Origin of the sequence: Soonwooa buanensis, assembly GCF_900167905.1 — a bacterium.
Lineage (GTDB): Bacteria > Bacteroidota > Bacteroidia > Flavobacteriales > Weeksellaceae > Soonwooa > Soonwooa buanensis.
Map to the genome: position 1 here is coordinate 94,426 of NZ_FUYZ01000003.1, position 18,792 is coordinate 113,217.

13 protein-coding genes are annotated in these 18,792 nt (G+C 36.8%); 4 read left to right on the forward strand and 9 right to left on the reverse strand.

The window, feature by feature from the left end; all coding sequences use genetic code 11:
* Positions 1–34: 34 nt before the first annotated feature.
* From htpG to B5X62_RS05795, 4 genes are all read right to left on the reverse strand, one after another.
* Positions 35–1,915: a molecular chaperone HtpG gene (htpG, locus tag B5X62_RS05775; RefSeq protein WP_079666462.1), complete on the reverse strand. Its 1,881-nt coding sequence runs from the start codon at positions 1,913–1,915 to the stop codon at positions 35–37.
* 13 nt (positions 1,916–1,928) lie between these two features.
* Positions 1,929–2,537 (reverse strand): class I SAM-dependent methyltransferase, encoded by a 609-nt coding sequence (locus tag B5X62_RS05780; protein ID WP_079666463.1) that lies wholly within the window; start codon positions 2,535–2,537, stop codon positions 1,929–1,931.
* Between the two features lie 236 nt (positions 2,538–2,773).
* The gene (lon, locus tag B5X62_RS05790; protein WP_079666465.1) at positions 2,774–5,170 is read right to left on the reverse strand and encodes an endopeptidase La; all 2,397 of its coding nucleotides are present in this window, start codon (positions 5,168–5,170) and stop codon (positions 2,774–2,776) included.
* Between the two features lie 191 nt (positions 5,171–5,361).
* Entirely contained in the window at positions 5,362–6,582 is a 1,221-nt protein-coding gene (locus B5X62_RS05795) for an aminotransferase class V-fold PLP-dependent enzyme (RefSeq protein ID WP_079666466.1), read from the reverse strand.
* Positions 6,583–6,717: 135 nt separating this feature from the next.
* Here B5X62_RS05795 and B5X62_RS05800 point away from each other — a divergent pair, with 135 nt between their 5' ends.
* Positions 6,718–7,959: a DUF445 domain-containing protein gene (locus B5X62_RS05800; protein ID WP_079666467.1), complete on the forward strand. Its 1,242-nt coding sequence runs from the start codon at positions 6,718–6,720 to the stop codon at positions 7,957–7,959.
* Here B5X62_RS05800 and B5X62_RS05805 read toward each other — a convergent pair whose 3' ends face one another.
* From B5X62_RS05805 to B5X62_RS05825, 5 genes are all read right to left on the reverse strand, one after another.
* Positions 7,960–9,480 carry a GH3 auxin-responsive promoter family protein gene (locus B5X62_RS05805; protein WP_079666468.1) on the reverse strand — a complete coding sequence of 507 codons (1,521 nt, stop codon included), beginning with the start codon at positions 9,478–9,480 and terminating at the stop codon, positions 7,960–7,962.
* Positions 9,481–9,610: 130 nt separating this feature from the next.
* Positions 9,611–10,267 (reverse strand): 50S ribosomal protein L25/general stress protein Ctc, encoded by a 657-nt coding sequence (locus B5X62_RS05810; protein ID WP_079666469.1) that lies wholly within the window; start codon positions 10,265–10,267, stop codon positions 9,611–9,613.
* A gap of 68 nt (positions 10,268–10,335) precedes the next feature.
* The gene (locus B5X62_RS05815) at positions 10,336–11,277 is read right to left on the reverse strand and encodes a ribose-phosphate pyrophosphokinase (RefSeq protein ID WP_079666470.1); all 942 of its coding nucleotides are present in this window, start codon (positions 11,275–11,277) and stop codon (positions 10,336–10,338) included.
* A gap of 93 nt (positions 11,278–11,370) precedes the next feature.
* Positions 11,371–12,891 (reverse strand): SGNH/GDSL hydrolase family protein, encoded by a 1,521-nt coding sequence (locus B5X62_RS05820; protein ID WP_079666471.1) that lies wholly within the window; start codon positions 12,889–12,891, stop codon positions 11,371–11,373.
* A 14-nt stretch (positions 12,892–12,905) separates the two neighbouring features.
* Positions 12,906–14,141, reverse strand: coding sequence for an OmpP1/FadL family transporter (locus B5X62_RS05825; RefSeq protein ID WP_079666472.1), 1,236 nt, complete (start codon positions 14,139–14,141; stop codon positions 12,906–12,908).
* Between the two features lie 378 nt (positions 14,142–14,519).
* Between B5X62_RS05825 and B5X62_RS05830 the strand changes: the two genes are divergently transcribed.
* Genes B5X62_RS05830 through B5X62_RS05840 form a run of 3 tightly spaced genes read left to right on the forward strand, consistent with a single transcriptional unit; the run spans position 14,520 to position 18,784 of the window.
* Positions 14,520–15,947 (forward strand): PSP1 domain-containing protein, encoded by a 1,428-nt coding sequence (locus B5X62_RS05830; RefSeq protein ID WP_079666473.1) that lies wholly within the window; start codon positions 14,520–14,522, stop codon positions 15,945–15,947.
* Positions 15,940–16,404 (forward strand): gliding motility lipoprotein GldH, encoded by a 465-nt coding sequence (locus B5X62_RS05835; RefSeq protein WP_079666713.1) that lies wholly within the window; start codon positions 15,940–15,942, stop codon positions 16,402–16,404. Before B5X62_RS05830 ends, B5X62_RS05835 begins: the two co-directional genes overlap by 8 nt.
* A 7-nt stretch (positions 16,405–16,411) precedes the next feature.
* Positions 16,412–18,784, forward strand: a complete 2,373-nt coding sequence (locus B5X62_RS05840; protein ID WP_079666474.1) for a penicillin-binding protein 1A — start codon at positions 16,412–16,414, stop codon at positions 18,782–18,784.
* Positions 18,785–18,792: the final 8 nt, after the last annotated feature.

The window sequence follows — 18,792 nt, forward strand, 5'->3', positions numbered from 1 at the left end:
TTGCTGCACTCTTGTTGATATTCGATTTGAAAAATTATTTTAATTGCTCAAAACTACGTTTGATGAAGTCTGTTAAATCCTTTCCTTTTAGTAGGTTTTGAGATAGTTTTGCAAGATCCAAAGCTTGTTGGATTTTTGCGTTTTTAGAGTCTGAATTGTCCGTTTTAAGAATGTCAGAAGCCAAGTCGCTGTTAGCATTAACCACCAAATTGTACATCTCTGGGAAGTTACCAAACATCGACGGCGCGCCCATCTGCTGCATGTCCTTCATACGACGCATAAACTCTGGTTGCGTAATGCTAAATGGTGCATCGTTGCTATCCAAATCTTCTAACTGAACAGTGTAAGTCTGCGAGTTAATCGCTTCTTCAATAGATTTTTTAAGATTTTCTTTTTCGCCGTCGTTAAGTTTTGCAATAACTGGTTCGTCTTTCTCAATCAATTTGTTGATGTTATCGGCATCAACTCTTGCAAAAGTAACTTTGTCTTTTGTACTTTCTAATTTCTGAATAAGATGCGGTACCAAAGGCGAATCCATCAACAGAACTTCGTAACCTTTAGCTTTCGCCGTTTGGATGTAGCTGTCTTGCAGGTCTGTGTTGGAAGCATAAAGAATAACTGTTTTTCCGTTTTTATCGGTTTGTTTGTCTTTAATGTTTTCGATTAATTCGTCCCAAAGAAGATATTTTCCATCGGTTGTTGGATAAAGCATAAACTTGTCCGACTTCTCGTAGAACTTGTCTTCCGTCACCATTCCGTATTCGATAACCACTTTGATGTCATTCCATTTTTGTTCGTAGTCTTCGCGGTTGTTACGGATAAGTTCTACCATTTTGTCTGCCACTTTTTTCGTGATGTAAGACGAAATTTTCTTAACCGCACCATCTGCTTGTAAGTACGATCTAGAAACATTTAGCGGAATATCTGGAGAGTCGATAACGCCACGCAGCAACATCAAAAAGTCAGGAACAATGCCTTTAACTTCGTCCGTTACAAAAACTTGATTTTGATAAAGTTGAATTTTATCTTTTTCGATGTTTAAGCTGTTTGATAGTTTCGGAAAGAATAAAATCCCGGTCAAATTAAATGGATAATCAACATTAAGATGAATATGGAACAAAGGATCTTCAAATTGCATTGGATACAACTCGCTGTAGAATTTTTTGTAATCTTCATCGGTTAATTCAGATGGATTTTTTGTCCAAGCTGGATTCGGGTTGTTGATGATGTCATCCACTTCAATTGTTTCGGGTTTTGCATCTTCGGCAGCGCCTTCTGGTAAAGGAAGTGTTTCCGTTTTTGTTCCAAATTTAATTGGAATTTGGTTGAAGCGGTTGTACTTAAGAAGTAATTCTCGGATTTTGAAATCGTCCAAAAATTCGGTAGAATCTTCTGCAATGTGGAGTAGGATTTCGGTTCCGCGATCCGATTTGTCCGTTTCTTCCAAAGTGAATTCTGGGCTTCCGTCGCAAATCCAATGTACTGCAGGTTCGTCTTTATAAGACTTTGTGAAGATTTCTACTTTGTCGGCTACCATAAAAGCAGAGTAGAAGCCAAGACCAAAATGTCCGATAATGCCAGCATCTTTTGCCGAATCTTTATATTTTTCTAAAAACTCTTCAGCACCCGAAAATGCCACTTGGTTGATGTATTTTTCAACTTCTTCGGCAGTCATCCCAAGACCTTGGTCTTTGATGCTGATTGTTTTTGCGTCTTTGTCGATTTTGACCTCAATCATTGGGTTGCCATATTCTACTTTGGCTTCGCCGATGTTGATAAGGTGTTTTAGTTTGGTTGTTGCATCCGTCGCATTAGAGATCAATTCTCTAAGGAATATTTCGTGGTCGCTGTAAAGAAATTTTTTAATAAGTGGGAAGATGTTTTCCACTGATACATTAATCTTTCCTGTAGACATAATTGTGTTTATTTTATGAGTTAATTTTCTTGAAGTTGCAAAACAAAAAATTCTGAGTAGTGTCAAAAGGCGTTTTGTGATCTTGGGTAAAACATTCGATTTTTTCGAAATTGTTTTGCAAAAGATTTTCCATGCTGCTTTCGCTGTATTGTGTAATGTCGAGACCGCTGCACTTAAGAGGTCCATCCGTTGAGAATGTGCCAATAACCAAATTTCCGTTGAGATTATTTTCCAGTAAATCAACATAAGTTTGGATGTCTTTTTTCTCTGTTAAAAAATGAAAAGTCGCACGATCGTGCCAAATATCGTAAGTCTCATTGGGTTGGAATTTTGTAATGTCCGAAACAATCCATTTGATTTTTGAAGCCTCGTCGCCTAATCTTGTTTTGGCGTTTTCGATCGCTGCTTCTGAAATGTTAAGTACCGTAATGTCTTGAAATCCTAAATCCAAAAGCGATTGCACAAAACTACCATCACCACCGCCAACATCAATAATTTTTGAATTTTTATCGGCATTAAGTGATTGAATAAGCTTAAGCGAAGTTGCATATTCATCTTGCGTCCAGCTCATTTGCTCTGGTGTTTTGTTTTCGTAGACATTTTCCCAATGTTGTTGACTCATACTTTTTGTTTGTTTTTAAAACTCAAAAAAAATACCAGTCCCGAGAAAGTGACAATTTGTCTTTTTGGTGGAGAATATTGCTAAGAATGTGCGCCCCGACGGAGCCGGAACTCCTTTTGCGAGAGGCTATGCCGAGCAAAAGAGTGGGAGGCGGAGGCGGAAAAGGCGCCCAAATAAAAGAAATAAAAAAGGATTCTAAGCAGTTAGAATCCTTTTTTGATATGGATATGAAAAATTTAAACAATTGCTAAATCTACGACTTCGCTCATTTTGCTTACGTAGTTGACTTTCAGGTGTTTTAGATAGTCTTTGTTGATTTCTTCGACATCTTTTCGGTTGGCTTCGCAAAGAATAACTTCTTTGATGCCAGCACGCGTAGCCGCCAAAAGCTTTTCTTTGATACCGCCCACTGGCAGGACTTTTCCACGAAGTGTGATCTCGCCAGTCATCGCCAAATGAGGTTTCACAGATTTGTTTTTGTAACTCGACACCATCGACGTCAACATTGCGATACCAGCCGACGGTCCATCTTTTGGTGTAGCGCCTTCTGGAACGTGGACGTGGATGTTTTTGTTTTCTAAATCTTCGGCGCTAATTCCTAGTTCTTCATAATGTGCTTTGATGTATTCTAGCGCAATCGTCGCTGACTCTTTCATCACGTTGCCAAGGTTACCCGTCATCGTCAAAGTACCTTTGCCTTTAGACAAAATACTCTCGATAAACAAGATGTCGCCGCCGACGCTGGTCCAAGCCAAACCTGTCACAACGCCAGGAACTTTGCTGACTTCGGACAACGTGCTAGGACGCGGAACGCCCAATATTTCGTCGATTTTCTCAACAGAAATTTTTGGATCGTAATCATTTTCCATCGCGATTTGTAAAGCTACCCAACGTGCGATAGACGCAATACGCTTTTCCAAAGTTCGGACACCACTTTCTGAAGTGTGCGCATCGATGATATGTTTGATTTCAGGATTTCCTAGTTTGAAAGCTTTTGAATCCAAACCAGTTTCTGAAAGTTGTTTTTTGATAAGGTGACGTTTTGCGATTTCGATTTTTTCTTCCAACGTATAACCCGCAATGCTGATCAATTCCATGCGATCCAAAAGTGGTCGTTGGATTTCGCTAAGGTTGTTGGCTGTCGCAATAAACATCACTTTCGATAAATCGTAACCCATTTCTAAGAAGTTGTCGTAGAAACTGTTGTTTTGTTCTGGATCCAAAACTTCTAACATTGCTGAGCTTGGATCGCCATGCATACCTTTTCCGAGTTTGTCGATTTCGTCCAAAATAATCACAGGATTTGATGTTCCAGACTTTTTAATAGATTGAAGAATTCGACCTGCCATCGCACCAATATAGGTTTTTCTGTGACCGCGGATTTCGGATTCGTCGTGAAGACCACCCAAAGAAACGCGAACGTATTTTCTTCCCAAAGCATCAGCAATCGACTTTCCTAGCGAAGTTTTACCAACGCCTGGAGGACCAGAAAGACAAAGGATTGGTGATTTCATATCGCTTTTTAGTTTTAGAACAGCGATATGCTCCAAAATTCTTTTCTTAATATCTTCTAAACCGAAATGCTCTTTGTCCAAAATCTTTTCAGCTTTCTTTAAATCGAAAACGTCTTTAGAATATTTTTCCCAAGGTAAGTCCGTGAAGAAATCCAAATAATTACGTTGTACGTTGTAATCTGGCGAATTCGGGTGTTGGCGTTGTAGACGTTGCAATTCTTTTTGGAAATGCGCCTCAACATCTGCTGGCCATTTTAGTTTAGCTGCTTTGTTTTTAAACTCGTCAACATCAGAATCTGGTCCACCGCCCAATTCTTCTTGAATAGTTCTTATTTGTTGATTAAGGAAATATTCGCGTTGTTGTTTATCAAGATCTTTGCTTGTCTTTTGATGAATTAGATTTTTTAATTCTAAAAGACGGAAATCTTCATGCATCATTTCGTAAAGCAATTCGGCGCGTTTTGCTAAAGATTTTTCTTCTAAAAGACGTTGCTTTTTCTCAAAAGTAAAATTACCATTGGCTGCAATAAAGTTGAGTAAATCCTCTGCTTCATTAATGTTTTTAATTGCGAAATTTGCGGCCGTTGGGATGTTAGGATCGATTTCGATAATCTTCATCGCCAAGTCTTTGATGTTCTCTATCAAAGCTTCAAATTCTTCCTTGTTGCGAGAATTAGTGTCTTTTATAAGCGTTAATTTCGCAGTTAAGTATGGATCGCGTCCTTCAAAATTTTTGATTTTGAAACGTTTGATTCCTCGAGTTATCGCTGTGATATTGCCTTCAGGAAGTTTTATGATTTTTACAACTTTCGCTAAAGTTCCAATTGTGTAAAGATCTTTATCAGCAGGATTATCTTCATTCGGGTTTTTCTGAGTCAAAATCCCAACCAGTTGGTTAGATTGCATGGCATCTTCCAATAGTTTTTTTGACTTTTCGCGTCCTGCGGTAATTGGTGTTACAACTTTTGGGAACATCACCATATTGCGCACTGGCAAAATGGCGTACATCTCTTGGTCTAATTCTTTTTCAGTTGGTTCCGAAATATTAATTTCTTCAGCAACTAATCCGAATCCGTCTTCCAAAATAGCGTCAAAGTTGATATCTTCAAATTCTGTCATAATGTATGATGATGACAAATTGTCATTTCTTTAAGGTGATAACTTATTGTCTTTCTATAAATTGCGGATAATAAGTCGATTAAATATTGAGTGGTATAATTTCACAATTCCTATGCCACAACATTTTTTGTCATAGAAAGCAAAAATCCTCCGCAAGTTGGGAGGATTTTCAGATTATATTTTTTTTGTTGTTAAGCTAACATTCGTTGTGCTTTTTTAACGCCTTCGACCAATTTGTCGATTTCTTCAAAAGTATTGTAAACTGCGAAACTAGCTCTTACTGTCCCCGCGATATCAAAATACGCCATAATCGGTTGCGCACAGTGATGACCAGTTCTTACGGCAATTCCTTGTTTGTCGAGAATCATCCCTACATCCGACGAAATCCCAACGCCTTCTAGATTAAAAGAAATGGCGCCAGCACGATTGGCTTTTTCAGCATAAATTCTTAAGCCTTCGATTTCTAATAAATGTCTTTGTGCATATTCCAGTAAAGAATGTTCGTGTTGTTGGATGTATTCCAGACCTACAGATTCCATGAAGTCGATGGCTGCACCAAGTGCGATATTACCACCAACGTTGGGTGTTCCAGCTTCAAAACGGAAAGGTAAATCTGCGTAAGTTGTCTTTTCGAAACTACAAGTTGCAATCATCTCGCCGCCACCGTGGAAAGGTTGAAGCTTATTTAATGAAGATTCTTTTCCGTACAAAATCCCAGTTCCCATTGGTGCGTACATTTTGTGTCCAGAAAAAACAAGGAAATCGCAATCCATCTTCTGAACGTCTAATCGTAAATGTGGTGAAGATTGTGCTGCATCAATTAATACAAACGCATTTGACAGTTTTCTAGTTTTTGCAATAATTTCTTCAACAGGATTAATAACACCAAGCGCATTCGAAATTTGATTTAAAGAAACAATTTTCGTTTTTTCATTTAACCAAGAATCCAAAACATCGATTTGTAAAATGCCATTTTCGTTCATCGGAATAACGCGAAGTTTCGCACCAGTTCTCTCGCAAAGCATTTGCCACGGAACAATATTCGAATGGTGTTCTAGATACGAAATAATGATTTCGTCATCTTTTTTAATCAAATTCGTAATCGCATAAGCAATCAAATTGATGCCTTCGGTCGTACCTTTTGTGAAAATAACTTCGTATTCGTGCTTTGCATTAATGAATTTCTGAACCTTTTGTCTTGCCAATTCCATTTCTGTTGTAGCAAGTTGACTCAAAGTGTGGATGCCGCGATGTACGTTGGCGTTAATCGTTGTATAGTATTTTTCCCAAGTCTCTAAAACCGAAATTGGCTTCTGAGAAGACGCACCGTTATCCAAGTAAACAAGAGGTTTTCCGTTGATTTCTTGGTCTAGAATTGGGAATTGATTTCTTATATTTTGAATGTCTAACATGTTCTTTATTTAGAATGCTTCAAAGTTACGGCAAATATTATTAATGAAGTTTAAATTGGTTTTAAATCATAATTTTAAAAATAATCAAATAGAAAACTTACATTTGTTTGGAAAGCTATTTGATGCATCAAAACTATGACAGATTCTGAGAAAAAAATACAGCTGCGAAATTATAAAATGCTAGCGACAGGATTATTTTTGTTGATGGCTATCACATTTATCATCATGACCATAATCCAAAAGTCGACGCCATCGCATTGGGTTGGTTACATCCGTGCTTTCTCGGAAGCGGCGATGGTTGGTGCATTGGCGGATTGGTTTGCAGTGACAGCTTTGTTTCATCATCCGATGGGACTCAAGATTCCGCACACTAATTTGATCGAAAATAGTAAAGCAAAAATTGGCGATAATCTTGGAAATTTTGTTGTTGATAATTTTTTAGCACCAGAAAATATTCGACCTTATATTCTTAAATTAAAAGTTTCAGGATTTGCTGGAGAATGGATTGGTAAAGAGAAAAATCAGGATTTATTTGTGAATGAAGCTTCTAATATTTTGCTTGATATTTTACTAAAGTTGGACGATAAAGAGGTTGTCAATTTTATTTCGAACAAAGTAAAAGATATGACGGCTTCTATTAAAGTTAATAAACTTCTTGGTAATGGTTTGGAATATCTTATCCAAAAGAATGATCATGAAACTTTGATCACGAATCTAAGTGGTCAGATTAAAACTTATATTCTTCAAAACCAGCAAATGGTGGAAGAACGTGTTGAAAAAGAAAGTTATTTTTTCGTTCCTAAATCTGTTGACCGAAAAATTTCGGAGAAGATTGTCTCGGGTTTAAGTCATTATTTTGAAGAAATTGAGAATGATCAACAACATCCTTTGCGAAAAGAAATTACATCGAAACTTTTGGTTTTTGCGGACGAAATAAAAACGGAAGCGAAATGGGAAAATGAATTTGATGTTATTAAAAATGAATTTTTGAATGGTGAAAAACTCAATGAATATGCGTCTGATATTTGGTTATCTATAAAAGATTCTTTGCGAACAGAATTAACTTCTAAGACGTCAAGTTTAAAAATTTATATCAAAAAAAATCTTAGCGAGTTATCCAATAATCTTCAAAATGATGAAGTTCTGCAAAAGAAAATTGACAGCTGGATTCGATTAACGGCTTACAAGTACATTTTAAAAAATACTAAAGAAGCGGGCAACTTAATTAGTAATACCGTTGGAAACTGGGAAGGAAAAGAACTTAGTCGAAAACTAGAACTAGAAGTTGGAAAAGACCTGCAATTTATCCGTATTAATGGGACAATTGTTGGCGGTTTGGTTGGACTTCTAATTTATACTGTGGCGCAGTTTCTTTAATTACATTTCTTGATTTAAAACTAAAAGTGGATCAATATATTCGCGGTCGTTGCTCAATCTTGGGACTTTATTTTGTCCTCCTAATTTACCACGATTTGACATCCATTGGTAGAAAAGTTTCGGTTTTGCAATGTGGACAACAGGACGTTTTAATGTAATGTTATTATAACGTTTTGCTTCGTAATCAGAGTTAAGGGTTTTTAAAGTTTCATCAAAAATATTAATGAAGCTATCCAAAGATTCTGGTTGAGAAGTGAATTCGAAAATCCATTCGTGGGCGCCGCTTTCATTGCCCGTCATAAAAACTGGTGCGCCAGTAAAATCCGATACAAAAGCGTTGGTCTCGCGACATGCTTTCGCAATCGCATATTCGACATTGTCAATCATCAATTCTTCACCAAAAGCATTGATGTAATGTTTGGTACGACCAGCGATTTTAATTCTGAAAGGACTTAATGAAGTGAATTTCACCGTGTCACCAATCATGTAACGCCAAAGTCCGCCGTTGGTTGTAATCACCATGGCGTAGTTTTTATGAAGCTCAACTTCCGAAAGAGGAATCGCTTTTTGTAAACTTGTGCCGAAAGTATCCATCGGAATAAATTCGTAGAAAATGCCGTAATCTAGCATTAGCAACATTTCGTCGCTATCAGATCTGTCTTGGATGCCGAAAAATCCTTCCGAAGCATTGTAGATTTCGTAGTAACGAATAGGTTTTCCTGTAATTTGGTTGTATTGATCACGATAAGGCTTAAAACTAATTCCGCCGTGAAAAAATACTTCCAAGTTTGGCCAAAGATCCGTAATATATTGTTGGTTAGAGTCGTGAAGAACGCGTCGTAGAAGTACCATCATCCAACTCGGAACGCCTGTTAAACTGCCGACATCTTGTTTAACAACTTCGGAAACGATGGCTTTTAGCTTACTTTCCCATTCGGACATTAACGATACTTTTTTGCTTGGCGTATTGATGATTTCTACCCAAAAAGGTAAGTTTTCAATAAGAATTGCAGAAAGGTCACCAAATTTTGTATTGAAGTTTTGATACATTTCTGAACTTCCACCAAGTCTTAAATTTTTATGTTGGAATAAACCACTTTCTGGATGGTTGTTGACATAAATCGATATTAAATCTTTTCCAGCTTTGTAATGACAATCTTCGAGACTTTCATCAGAAATAGGAATGAATTTGCTTTTCGCATTAGTTGTCCCTGAAGATTTTGCAAAATGTTTAATTTGTCCAGGCCAGATAATATCCTTCATGCCTTGGCGAGCTTTTTCGATATAAGGCTCGTAATCTTCGTAGGTTACAATTGGGACATTGTTTTGAAAATCTCGATAATTCGAAATATCTTTAAAACCATAATTTTTCCCGTAAACAGTATCTTCGGCGTGAAACAATTGCGAGAATAAAACACCTTTTTGAGTTTCTATAGGATGGTCTATAAAATTATTGATTTGGTCTATTCGTTGTCGAATAAACCAGTTAACTACGGTGTTAAACATTGCTTTGGTCGCCATATCAACAAATATAATAATTTTGAGCCTATTTTGTTAGCTGAAATTTAGTTTTAACAAGATTTTTAAAACAAAAAAACCTGCAGCAGTGCTACAGGTTTTGTATTTAGAATAAATTCTTTAATTAAGAATATTAAGCTTCAGTAGATTTCTCTTCTGTTGTAGGTACATCAGGATTTTGATCTCTAACTTCTGCAGCTTCTTCTTCATCATCTTCATCCATTGCAGCAGCCCCACCTTTCATTGCATTTCTAGACATCTTAACAGCTACGATAACTGCGTTGTCTGGGTGCATGAAAGTGTATTGTTCGTTCTTGATAGAACCAACATAAAGTTTGTTACCAATTTTAAGAGGTGTAACGTCAACAACAACTTCGTCAGGTAAGTTAGCTGGGATAGCTTTAACTTTCAACTTACGGTAAGTTTGTCTTAACACACCACCAGAAACAACACCTTTTGCACGACCTGTAATTCTTACAGGAACTTCCATAATAACTGGCTTGTCAGCAGCTAATTGGTAGAAGTCAGCGTGTAAAATTTTGTCAGTAATTGGGTGGAACTGGATGTCCTGAAGTACAGCAGCAATCGTTTGACCATCAACCTCAATAGATACCGTGTGTGCTTCAGGAGTATATACTAATCCTTTGAAAGCTTTCTCTTCAGCAGAGAAGTTCAAAGTTTCTGTACCTCCGTAAACAACACAAGGAACTAATTCAGCATCACGTAAAGCTTTAGTAGACTTTTTGCCCACGTTTTCTCTTTTTGTACCTTGAATTGTAATAGATTTCATTATAAAAATGTTTAAATTTTAAAGTGTGCAAATATACAGAATTTTCTGAAATTGCGAAATATTTATTTTTAGATGATAAATTTATCACTAATAGAATGATGCTCGTGTACACTTTTCATAACGTCTGCGAAAAGTGGTGCACAGCTCAATACTTTAATTTTTGATGATAAACCTTCTTTAATAGGAATAGAATCTGTCACGATAACTTCCGAAATTTGAGAATTCTGAATATTATCATAAGCTTTTCCTGATAAAACTGGATGCGTTGCAATAGCTCTCACAGATTTTGCACCTTTTTCCATTAGGATATCAGCAGCTTTGCAAAGTGTACCTGCAGTGTCAATCATATCGTCAATAAGGATAACGTTTTTGTTGGTTACGTCACCAATTAATAACATCTCTTCAACAACGTTAGCCTTTTTTCTTTCCTTATAACAAATAACGACTTCAGCACCTAAATGACTTGCGTAGTTTTTGGCTCTTTTTGCACCACCCATATCTGGCGAAGCAATTGTTAAATCATCAAGATTAAGTGACTGGATGTAGTCTACAAAAATTGTAGAAGCATAAAGGTGATCAACAGGAATTTCGAAGAAACCTTGGATTTGATCAGCGTGTAAATCCATTGTCATGATTCTTGTTGCTCCTGCAGCTGTTAAAAGATTCGCTACTAGTTTTGCGCCAATTGGTGCTCTTGGTTTGTCCTTTCTGTCTTGTCTTGCCAAACCGTAATATGGAAGTACGACAGTAATGTTTTTAGCAGAAGCTCTTTTAGCTGCGTCAATCATTAACAAAAGCTCTAAAAGATTGTCTGCTGGTGGGAAAGTAGAACCGATTAAAAATACACGTCCTCCTCTTACAGATTGTTCTAAAACAGGCTCGAACTCGCCATCGCTAAAGTCTTGAATAATGATGTGACCAAGTTCTTGACCGTAATTTTCTGCGATTTTTTCAGCTAAAACTCTACTCGTTCTTGTCGAAAATAGATAGCTGGGTTGTAGATCTGACATTTTACTTTTTATTTTTTGCAAATTTAATAAAAAATAAACCACTCGATAAGTCAAGTGGTTTATTTTTATAAAGAATAATTGGTGTCTTTTGGATTAAGGGAATTTCACGCCAGAATACTTGTTAACATCTACTAATGGTAATGTTGACTTGTATTGTTTGTTAATTGCGTTAACGAATTCGTTAGCAACGATTGCGTAGCCTCTACCTGTTAGGTGCACACCATCAAGGGAAAATGCTCCACCAGTTACAAATGTTGCAGTGTATTTAACACCATTCCATTGGATACCTGATTTTTGTGCCAACTCTTTCATTTTTGCATTAGCATCTACGAAGGCATAGCCATTAGCAGTTGCTGCAGCTTTAATTGTTTCGTTGTAACTAGCAATTGCAGTGTTAACCTCAGTAACTTCAGTTGATGTAAGGATATATTTATCTGCAAACGGATATGCAATACCTCTAGCACTTAAATCTGCTGGAACGCCTGCTTCTGCTGTTCCAATTGCATTTTTTGTAGCTAATGGAATTAAGTCACTTGCTTTTGCTTGTCTTGCTTGCCCATAAGTAGCACCAAGGTAAGTTGCTAATGCCGCTAAAACTGGGTTGCCAGAGTTAGCTGCTGCATATGTAATTGCTGGGCCTAGGTTATTTAAGCTTTCGTCCTTTATTAAAAGAGGATTAGCTGCCGTTTTGCTTAGCATTTGTATTCTGTCGCCGCCACCAACAGCTTTTAACAGTTGTACTAAAGGACCATAAAGGTTTGCGTTCAGTTTGTCGATTGTTGCTTCGCCTACTGCAATATTTCCTCCACCAAGAACAGAAGATGTTAAAGGGTTGTACGGAACAGTTGTAAGGTTAGGGATGGTTGTTACATCAGGAATATTTGCAATAACACCTTTTGCTTTAGTAGACGCAATTTGTGCAATTAACATATTGTAATATGTTTTAAATTGATCAGCTGGTGTTAAAGTTTCTACAGAAGAGTCAGCTCCTGCTAGTGCATATAGAAGTGCATCATTGTTCCCGATCCATAAAGAGAAAAATGTTGGTTTTTGAGCTAGGAAATCTGCTATAACAGAGGTCTGAGCATTAGATGCAAATCTTGTAAAGTATGGGTTAGCTGTTGCGGGATTAGATGCAAGGCCTGCCGGGTTTCCGTAACCAGGAGCTAATAGATGCGCTACTTTTGCGCCAGGAACTCCCATGTTTTGGTAAGGTCCACCTGCTGAAATATTATCTAAAGTTCCGCCAGGATCGCTTGCTACAGGAGCTAAGCTTCCATTAACAACCTGAAGATTTAGTCTCCCACCAAAGCCTGGAAGGTTTGAGAATCCTCCAATGTTATTTGGCATCATTGGTTGTTTGAATTCACCACCACCAGCTAATTTCATTTGTTGTGCAATCATCGATGGATAAGATTCGTTTTGTCCATCAGAGTATAATGCATTATCTCTATAACCCGAAGTAAGTGAGTTGCCTAATGCGACATATTTTGTAAAATCCGCATCGCCTTTAGTTACTACAACGTCGGTAACGTCGGTGTCAAAATCTGTTTTACAACTTTGCGTTGCTAATAAAGCAGAAATGCTAAATAGTGAAAATAATATCTTTTTCATAATGATTTAAAATTTTAGAACGCGTTATAAGATAGACCAAGACCGAAGTAGTACGCTTTCGCTTTTGCTTGTCCAACGAAGTTATAATACGTGTTGTTAACTTGACGACTTTGTGGCATTGCGTAAGCTCCAGCAATGTCTACACCCAATTTGTTGAACTTGAATCCAAGACCCGCAGTAATAACATAAGAGTTAAATGATGGCGTTTCTGGGATGAAGTTTTCATTAGAATAAGGAGATTCATCGTAATAAGCTCCCAATCTACCAGCAATCATGTCATTAAACATATATTGTGTACCAAGTCTGAAAGTTTTAGTGTTTTTAAAGTTCTTAGGTGTTACCAAAACTGTTGGGTCGTTTGGTTGATTGCCAACTGGAGCATGTTCAAAATCAAGAGTAAGACGTTCATATCTTGACCAACCTGTGTAGTTGAAGTCAGCTGATACTAACCACTTTGGTGTAATTTTATAAGTTGCGCCTAATGTATATTCGTCAACTAATGGAAGTGTCGCTTTAAATTTGTCTTGACCATTAGCGTCAATACCTAGATTTGGATATAAAGATTTTGGAACGTTGAATGTTGCAGTTCCGTTTTTAGCTTTCATGTCGATTGGAGAACGGTAAGCAACACTTAGGTCTAACTTGTCGTTTGGTTGGAAATAAAAACCAAAACCGAAACCAGATCCAGATGCTTTTTCATCATTAATATTAAGACTTCCTCCGTAACCAGTAATTGCTTTGTCCCAATCTACTTTTCCTTTTGCGTAAATATAGCTTGCTCCGAATGATGCCCAAGGTGCAAGTTTAAAAGAAACCATTGGTTGGAAATAGAAACTCTTTAGCTCCATTTTTTGTACCATTTCAGCGCCTTCCCAAGTGCTTGGCCATTGGATGGTGCTACCAAATGGTGTTGCGAAGTTAAAACCTAATGACACATCATCTGTTACTTTATAGGCTACAGCCGCATACAAAGGTGTACCAATTGGGTTGTCAGTTTCTGTAGATTGTAGCGTAGAAAGATTTTGGAAAGTCACTTTATTTATGGCTCCGAAACCACCTGCAACAACGCTTAGTTTAGCTGGGATGAAGGACATACCCGCAGGGTTAAAGAAAGTCACACTCGCATCTTCGGCATGTGCACTTGTGTGTGCCATCGCAAGCTGCTTAACCCCTTGTAACGAAACTCGGAATCCACCTGCGTATGATAAAACACCTGCTGCTAAAGCCGTTGTTATAAGTAATTTTTTCATAGAAGTAATGTTATATTATGGTCAAATATAAAATTTATTTTTTTAAGAATGTTAAAATTTTATAAAATTAACTAAACAAGCATTTAGTTTTTAAGCTTGTTTAAATTTAAAAATGATTAAAACATATCTTAAATATTGGATTAATGAGGGTTTTGTTATATTTATTTAATGTTTTGTTTAATGTTAAACATTGCAATGCAAACCATAATAAACTATGTTAATTTTAAGTTTTGATGTGTTAATAAATTAAACATATCATTATTAAATATTAATTGTTTTTAATAAAAGTTTAGATAAAATATAAAATCAGGATTTCTAAAATCTGCAATACAACTTTAATCAAAAAAAGTTAACTTTGCGAGAATAATATATTTTAATATGAGTTGTGGATGTAAGACATCCGGCGATTCAGGACATTCATGTGGAACAAAATCCTCGAATGGATGTAGCAGTGTAGATACTTGTGGTAATAGCTATAAATTAAATGTTTTCGATTGGTTGTCTGATGTCAAAAACCCAGGCACTTCTTCTAACGAATATGTAGAAGTAAGATTTAAAAACGATCGAAAAAGTTTTTTCAAAAACACAAATAACTTGCCTCTTGCGGCAGGTAACACCGTTACGTTAGAAGCGAATCCCGGTCACGATATTGGCGTAGTTAGTTTAACTGGAGAATTAGTAAAAATCCAGATGAAAAAGAAGAAAACCTCTACAGAAGGACTTCTTAAAGTTTATCGACACGCTACACAAAAGGACATCGAAGTTTGGCAAGAACTTCGCAAAAAGGAAAACGATGTGAAAATTCAGGCTAGAAAAATTGCATATTCAATTGGTCTAGCGATGAAGATCACCGATGTAGAATACCAAGGTGATGGTTCCAAAATCACTTTTTATTACACAGCCGATTCTCGCGTCGATTTTCGTCAGTTGATTAAAGAATATGCAGGCGCTTTCCGTACAAAAATTGACATGAAGCAGATTGGCTTCCGTCAAGAGTCAGCGAAAGTTGGTGGTATTGGATCGTGTGGTAGAGAGCTTTGTTGTTCGACTTGGTTAACAGATTTTAGATCTGTTAATACCAATGCAGCGCGTTATCAGCAACTGAGTATCAACCCTCAAAAATTGGCTGGTCAATGTGGAAAGCTTAAATGTTGTCTTAACTACGAACTGGATAGTTATATGGACACTTTACGCGATTTTCCTGCAACCAATACTGTTTTAAATACCGAAAAAGGAAAAGCTTTTTGTATTAAAATCGACGTTTTTAAAAGAAAAATGTGGTTTGCTTACGTAGAAAATTCTATGGCTTGGTATGATATTGATATTACGGATGTTAAGATGATGATTTCTGTTAATCAAGAAGGAAAACCATCGCCAGCTTTGGAAGATTTCAAGGCTCAAAGCGCGCCGGTTGCTAATGTGGATTTAATCCAAGAAAGTAGCCTAGATCGTTTTGAAAAGAAATCACGTCCAAATAATAAAAAGAATCCTCGAAATCGCAATAACGATCGTAGTTCTAATGATCAAAATAACTCTGATCGACCGAACAATAATCGCGAAAGAAGAGAGCGTAACAATTCTGGACAAAACCAAAACCGAAATTCTTCTAAGCCTAACCAAAATGGTCAAAATAACCAAAATGGAAATGCGCAAAAAGAAGTAAGAAAAGAGGTGAAGAAAGTTGAAGTTTCTGCAGAAGCTAACAATGCAGAAGCGCCAAAGGCTAAAAAACCTTTTAACAATAAAAAGAAGTTTCATAAAAAACCAAATTCTAATCCTAATTCCAATAATGGGAACAATGCGTAAGTTTTTAGGAGTCTTTGTTTTGGGACTATTTTGTATTAGTTGTAATGATGCCAATGAGGTTGTTAGTATGCAATCTTTGGCTGGTTCTTGGAATAAAAATAAAATCCAAGAATTAACTTTTGAGGTGAAAGATCATCAAAATCCGAAAAATATTATATTTGTCGTTAGAAACAATGACAACTATCCTTATAGTAATCTGCGATTAATTGGTACAATTCTAGATGACAAGAAAAAAGTTTTGTCGAAAGATACGCTCAATTATGTCCTTGCAAAACCTAATGGTCAATGGCTAGGAAGCGGATTTGGAGATACTAAAGAGATATTGTTTCAGTACAAATCAGATTTCAAATTTCCGAAAGATGGTCAATTTAGCATAGGCGTGATACAAGCGATGCGAAAAGATAATCTGCCAGGAATTGAAGATTTGGGCGTTAAAATTGTAAATGTAAAGCCATAAATAATATATGGAAGACAATAAAAAATCAAAACCTGCAAGTGGATTTCCATTACCACCAAAGAAGAAAAAAACATCTTCTGGTACTAAAAGATGGATTAAATTTATTTGGTTAGGATTAATAGCAGTAATTCTTGGGATTTCGGGATTATTTTTTGCTGTTTCACAAGGATTTGTCGGCGATATGCCAGATGTGAAGGATTTGGATAACCCAGATATTTATGTCGCATCAGAAATTTATTCTTCTGACAATCAGCTTCTTGGTAAGTTTGAAAAAGAAAAAACTATTCCTGTTACTTACAAGCAGTTGCCACCTTATTTGGTGTACGCGTTACAAGCAAAAGAGGACGAACGTTTTAAGGAGCACTCTGGTATTGACTTAAAGTCGATTGCGAGAGCCGTTTATTTTGGTGGCGATAGAGGTGGAGGTTCTACAATTTCTCAGCAGTTAGCGAAGTTGTTGTTTACTGGACAAGCTTCTCAGAATAAGTTTCAACGTGCCTTCCAAAAGTTGAAAGAATGGTGTGTTGCTGTAAGTTTAGAAAAACGATATACTAAAGAAGAAATCATTACTTTGTATTTTAACAAGATGGACTTTCTTTTCAATGCTAAAGGTATTGAGTTGGCATCTAAGGTTTATTTTAATAAGTCGGCTAGTCAATTAACTTTACCTGAATCTGCGACTTTTGTAGCAATGCTAGAAGCCCCTCGTAGAAACAATCCTTACCGTAATCCTGAGAGGTCAAAAAATCGTCGTGATGTTGTACTTAAGCAGATGTTGGATACTGGTTATATAGATCAGTCAACATACGAGCAAGCCATTGCAACTCCTATAACTGTTACGTTTTCACCAATTGAAAAGGTTGAAGAAGATTATTCTGCTTATTATAAATTTTATTTAAGAAAAGAGATTCAACAATATCTTACAGAATACGAAAAGCAAACTGGTAAAGAACTTAACCTTTATAAAAATGGTTTGAAAATCTATGTTACTCTAGATTCTAAAATGCAAAAATATGCCGAGGAAGCTATTAAAGAGCACTTGACTTCTCTGCAAAAGAATTTCGATAACGAGATGAAATACAACTCCAATCGTCCTTATTATAATTTGAATAAGAAACAGATTGAAGCACTGATGATGTCTGCCGTTAGAAGAACTGGTCGTTACAAGCAAATGAAAGCTGAAGGCATGCCAGAAGATTCTATTATGATGGATTTCAAAACACCAACTAAAATGACGCGTTTCACTTGGAATGGTGAAGAAGAAATTGAAATGTCACCATGGGATTCTATCCGTTATCACAAGCAAATTGCACAAGCAGGTTTGATGTCGATGGATCCGCAGACAGGTGATATCAAAGCTTGGGTTGGTGGTATCAACTGGCAGCATTTCCAGTATGATCACGTTAAACAGGGTAAACGTCAAGTAGGTTCAACTTTTAAACCTTTTGTTTATGCAACGGCGATTATGCATCTTGGGATGACGCCTTGTTCTCAGGTATCGAATGCTACTTATTCTAAAGGTAATTGGTCAGTACCAGGTAACGGTGCAATGTTAACACTTAAAGACGCCATTGCGCATTCCAAAAACCCTGTGGCTATTCGTCTTGCTGAAATGGTTGGAACTAAAAATGTCATTCAAACAGCTAGAGATCTCGGAGTTACAGACCCGATTGATACAAGTTTACCAATGGCATTAGGTACATCGGATATTACAATTTATGAAATGCTAGGTGCGTATAGTACGTTTGCAAACTTCGGTAACTATACCAAGCCAGAGATGATTTGGCGTATTGAAGATGCCAACGGACGCGTGATTAAAGAAGTGAAACCTATTGTTAAAGAAGTCATGAACGAGATGTATGCGTACACGATGATTGACTTAATGAAAGGTGTAACCGAATTTGGTACAGCTTCGGGAGAGCTTAAACGTCGAGGTGTACAAGCTGCTGAAATTGCTGGTAAAACTGGTACAACTCAGAAAAACTCCGATGGTTGGTTTATGGGGATTGCTCCTAAATTGGCAACTGGTGTTTGGGTTGGTTGGGAAGACCGTGCAACGCACTTTAGAAGTACTGGCGAAGGTCAAGGTGCGAAAATGGCATTGCCGATTTGGGCAATATATATGAAAAAAGTATACGCAGATAAAACATTAAATATCTCACCAGAAGATAAATTTATAAAACCAAGCGATTGGACAGGAAGTTGTTCTGACCTTAGCGGACTTCGTGGTGGTTATGGTGACGAAGGCGGATTAAGGACAATGGATGAAATCAAAAATCCAACGCCACCTCCAACTAATCATAATAATTCTGGACCTAAAAAGGAAGAGAATATTAATGAAAAAGTTAATACGACTGACGATATAGATTTTAATAAATAAATTCCAAA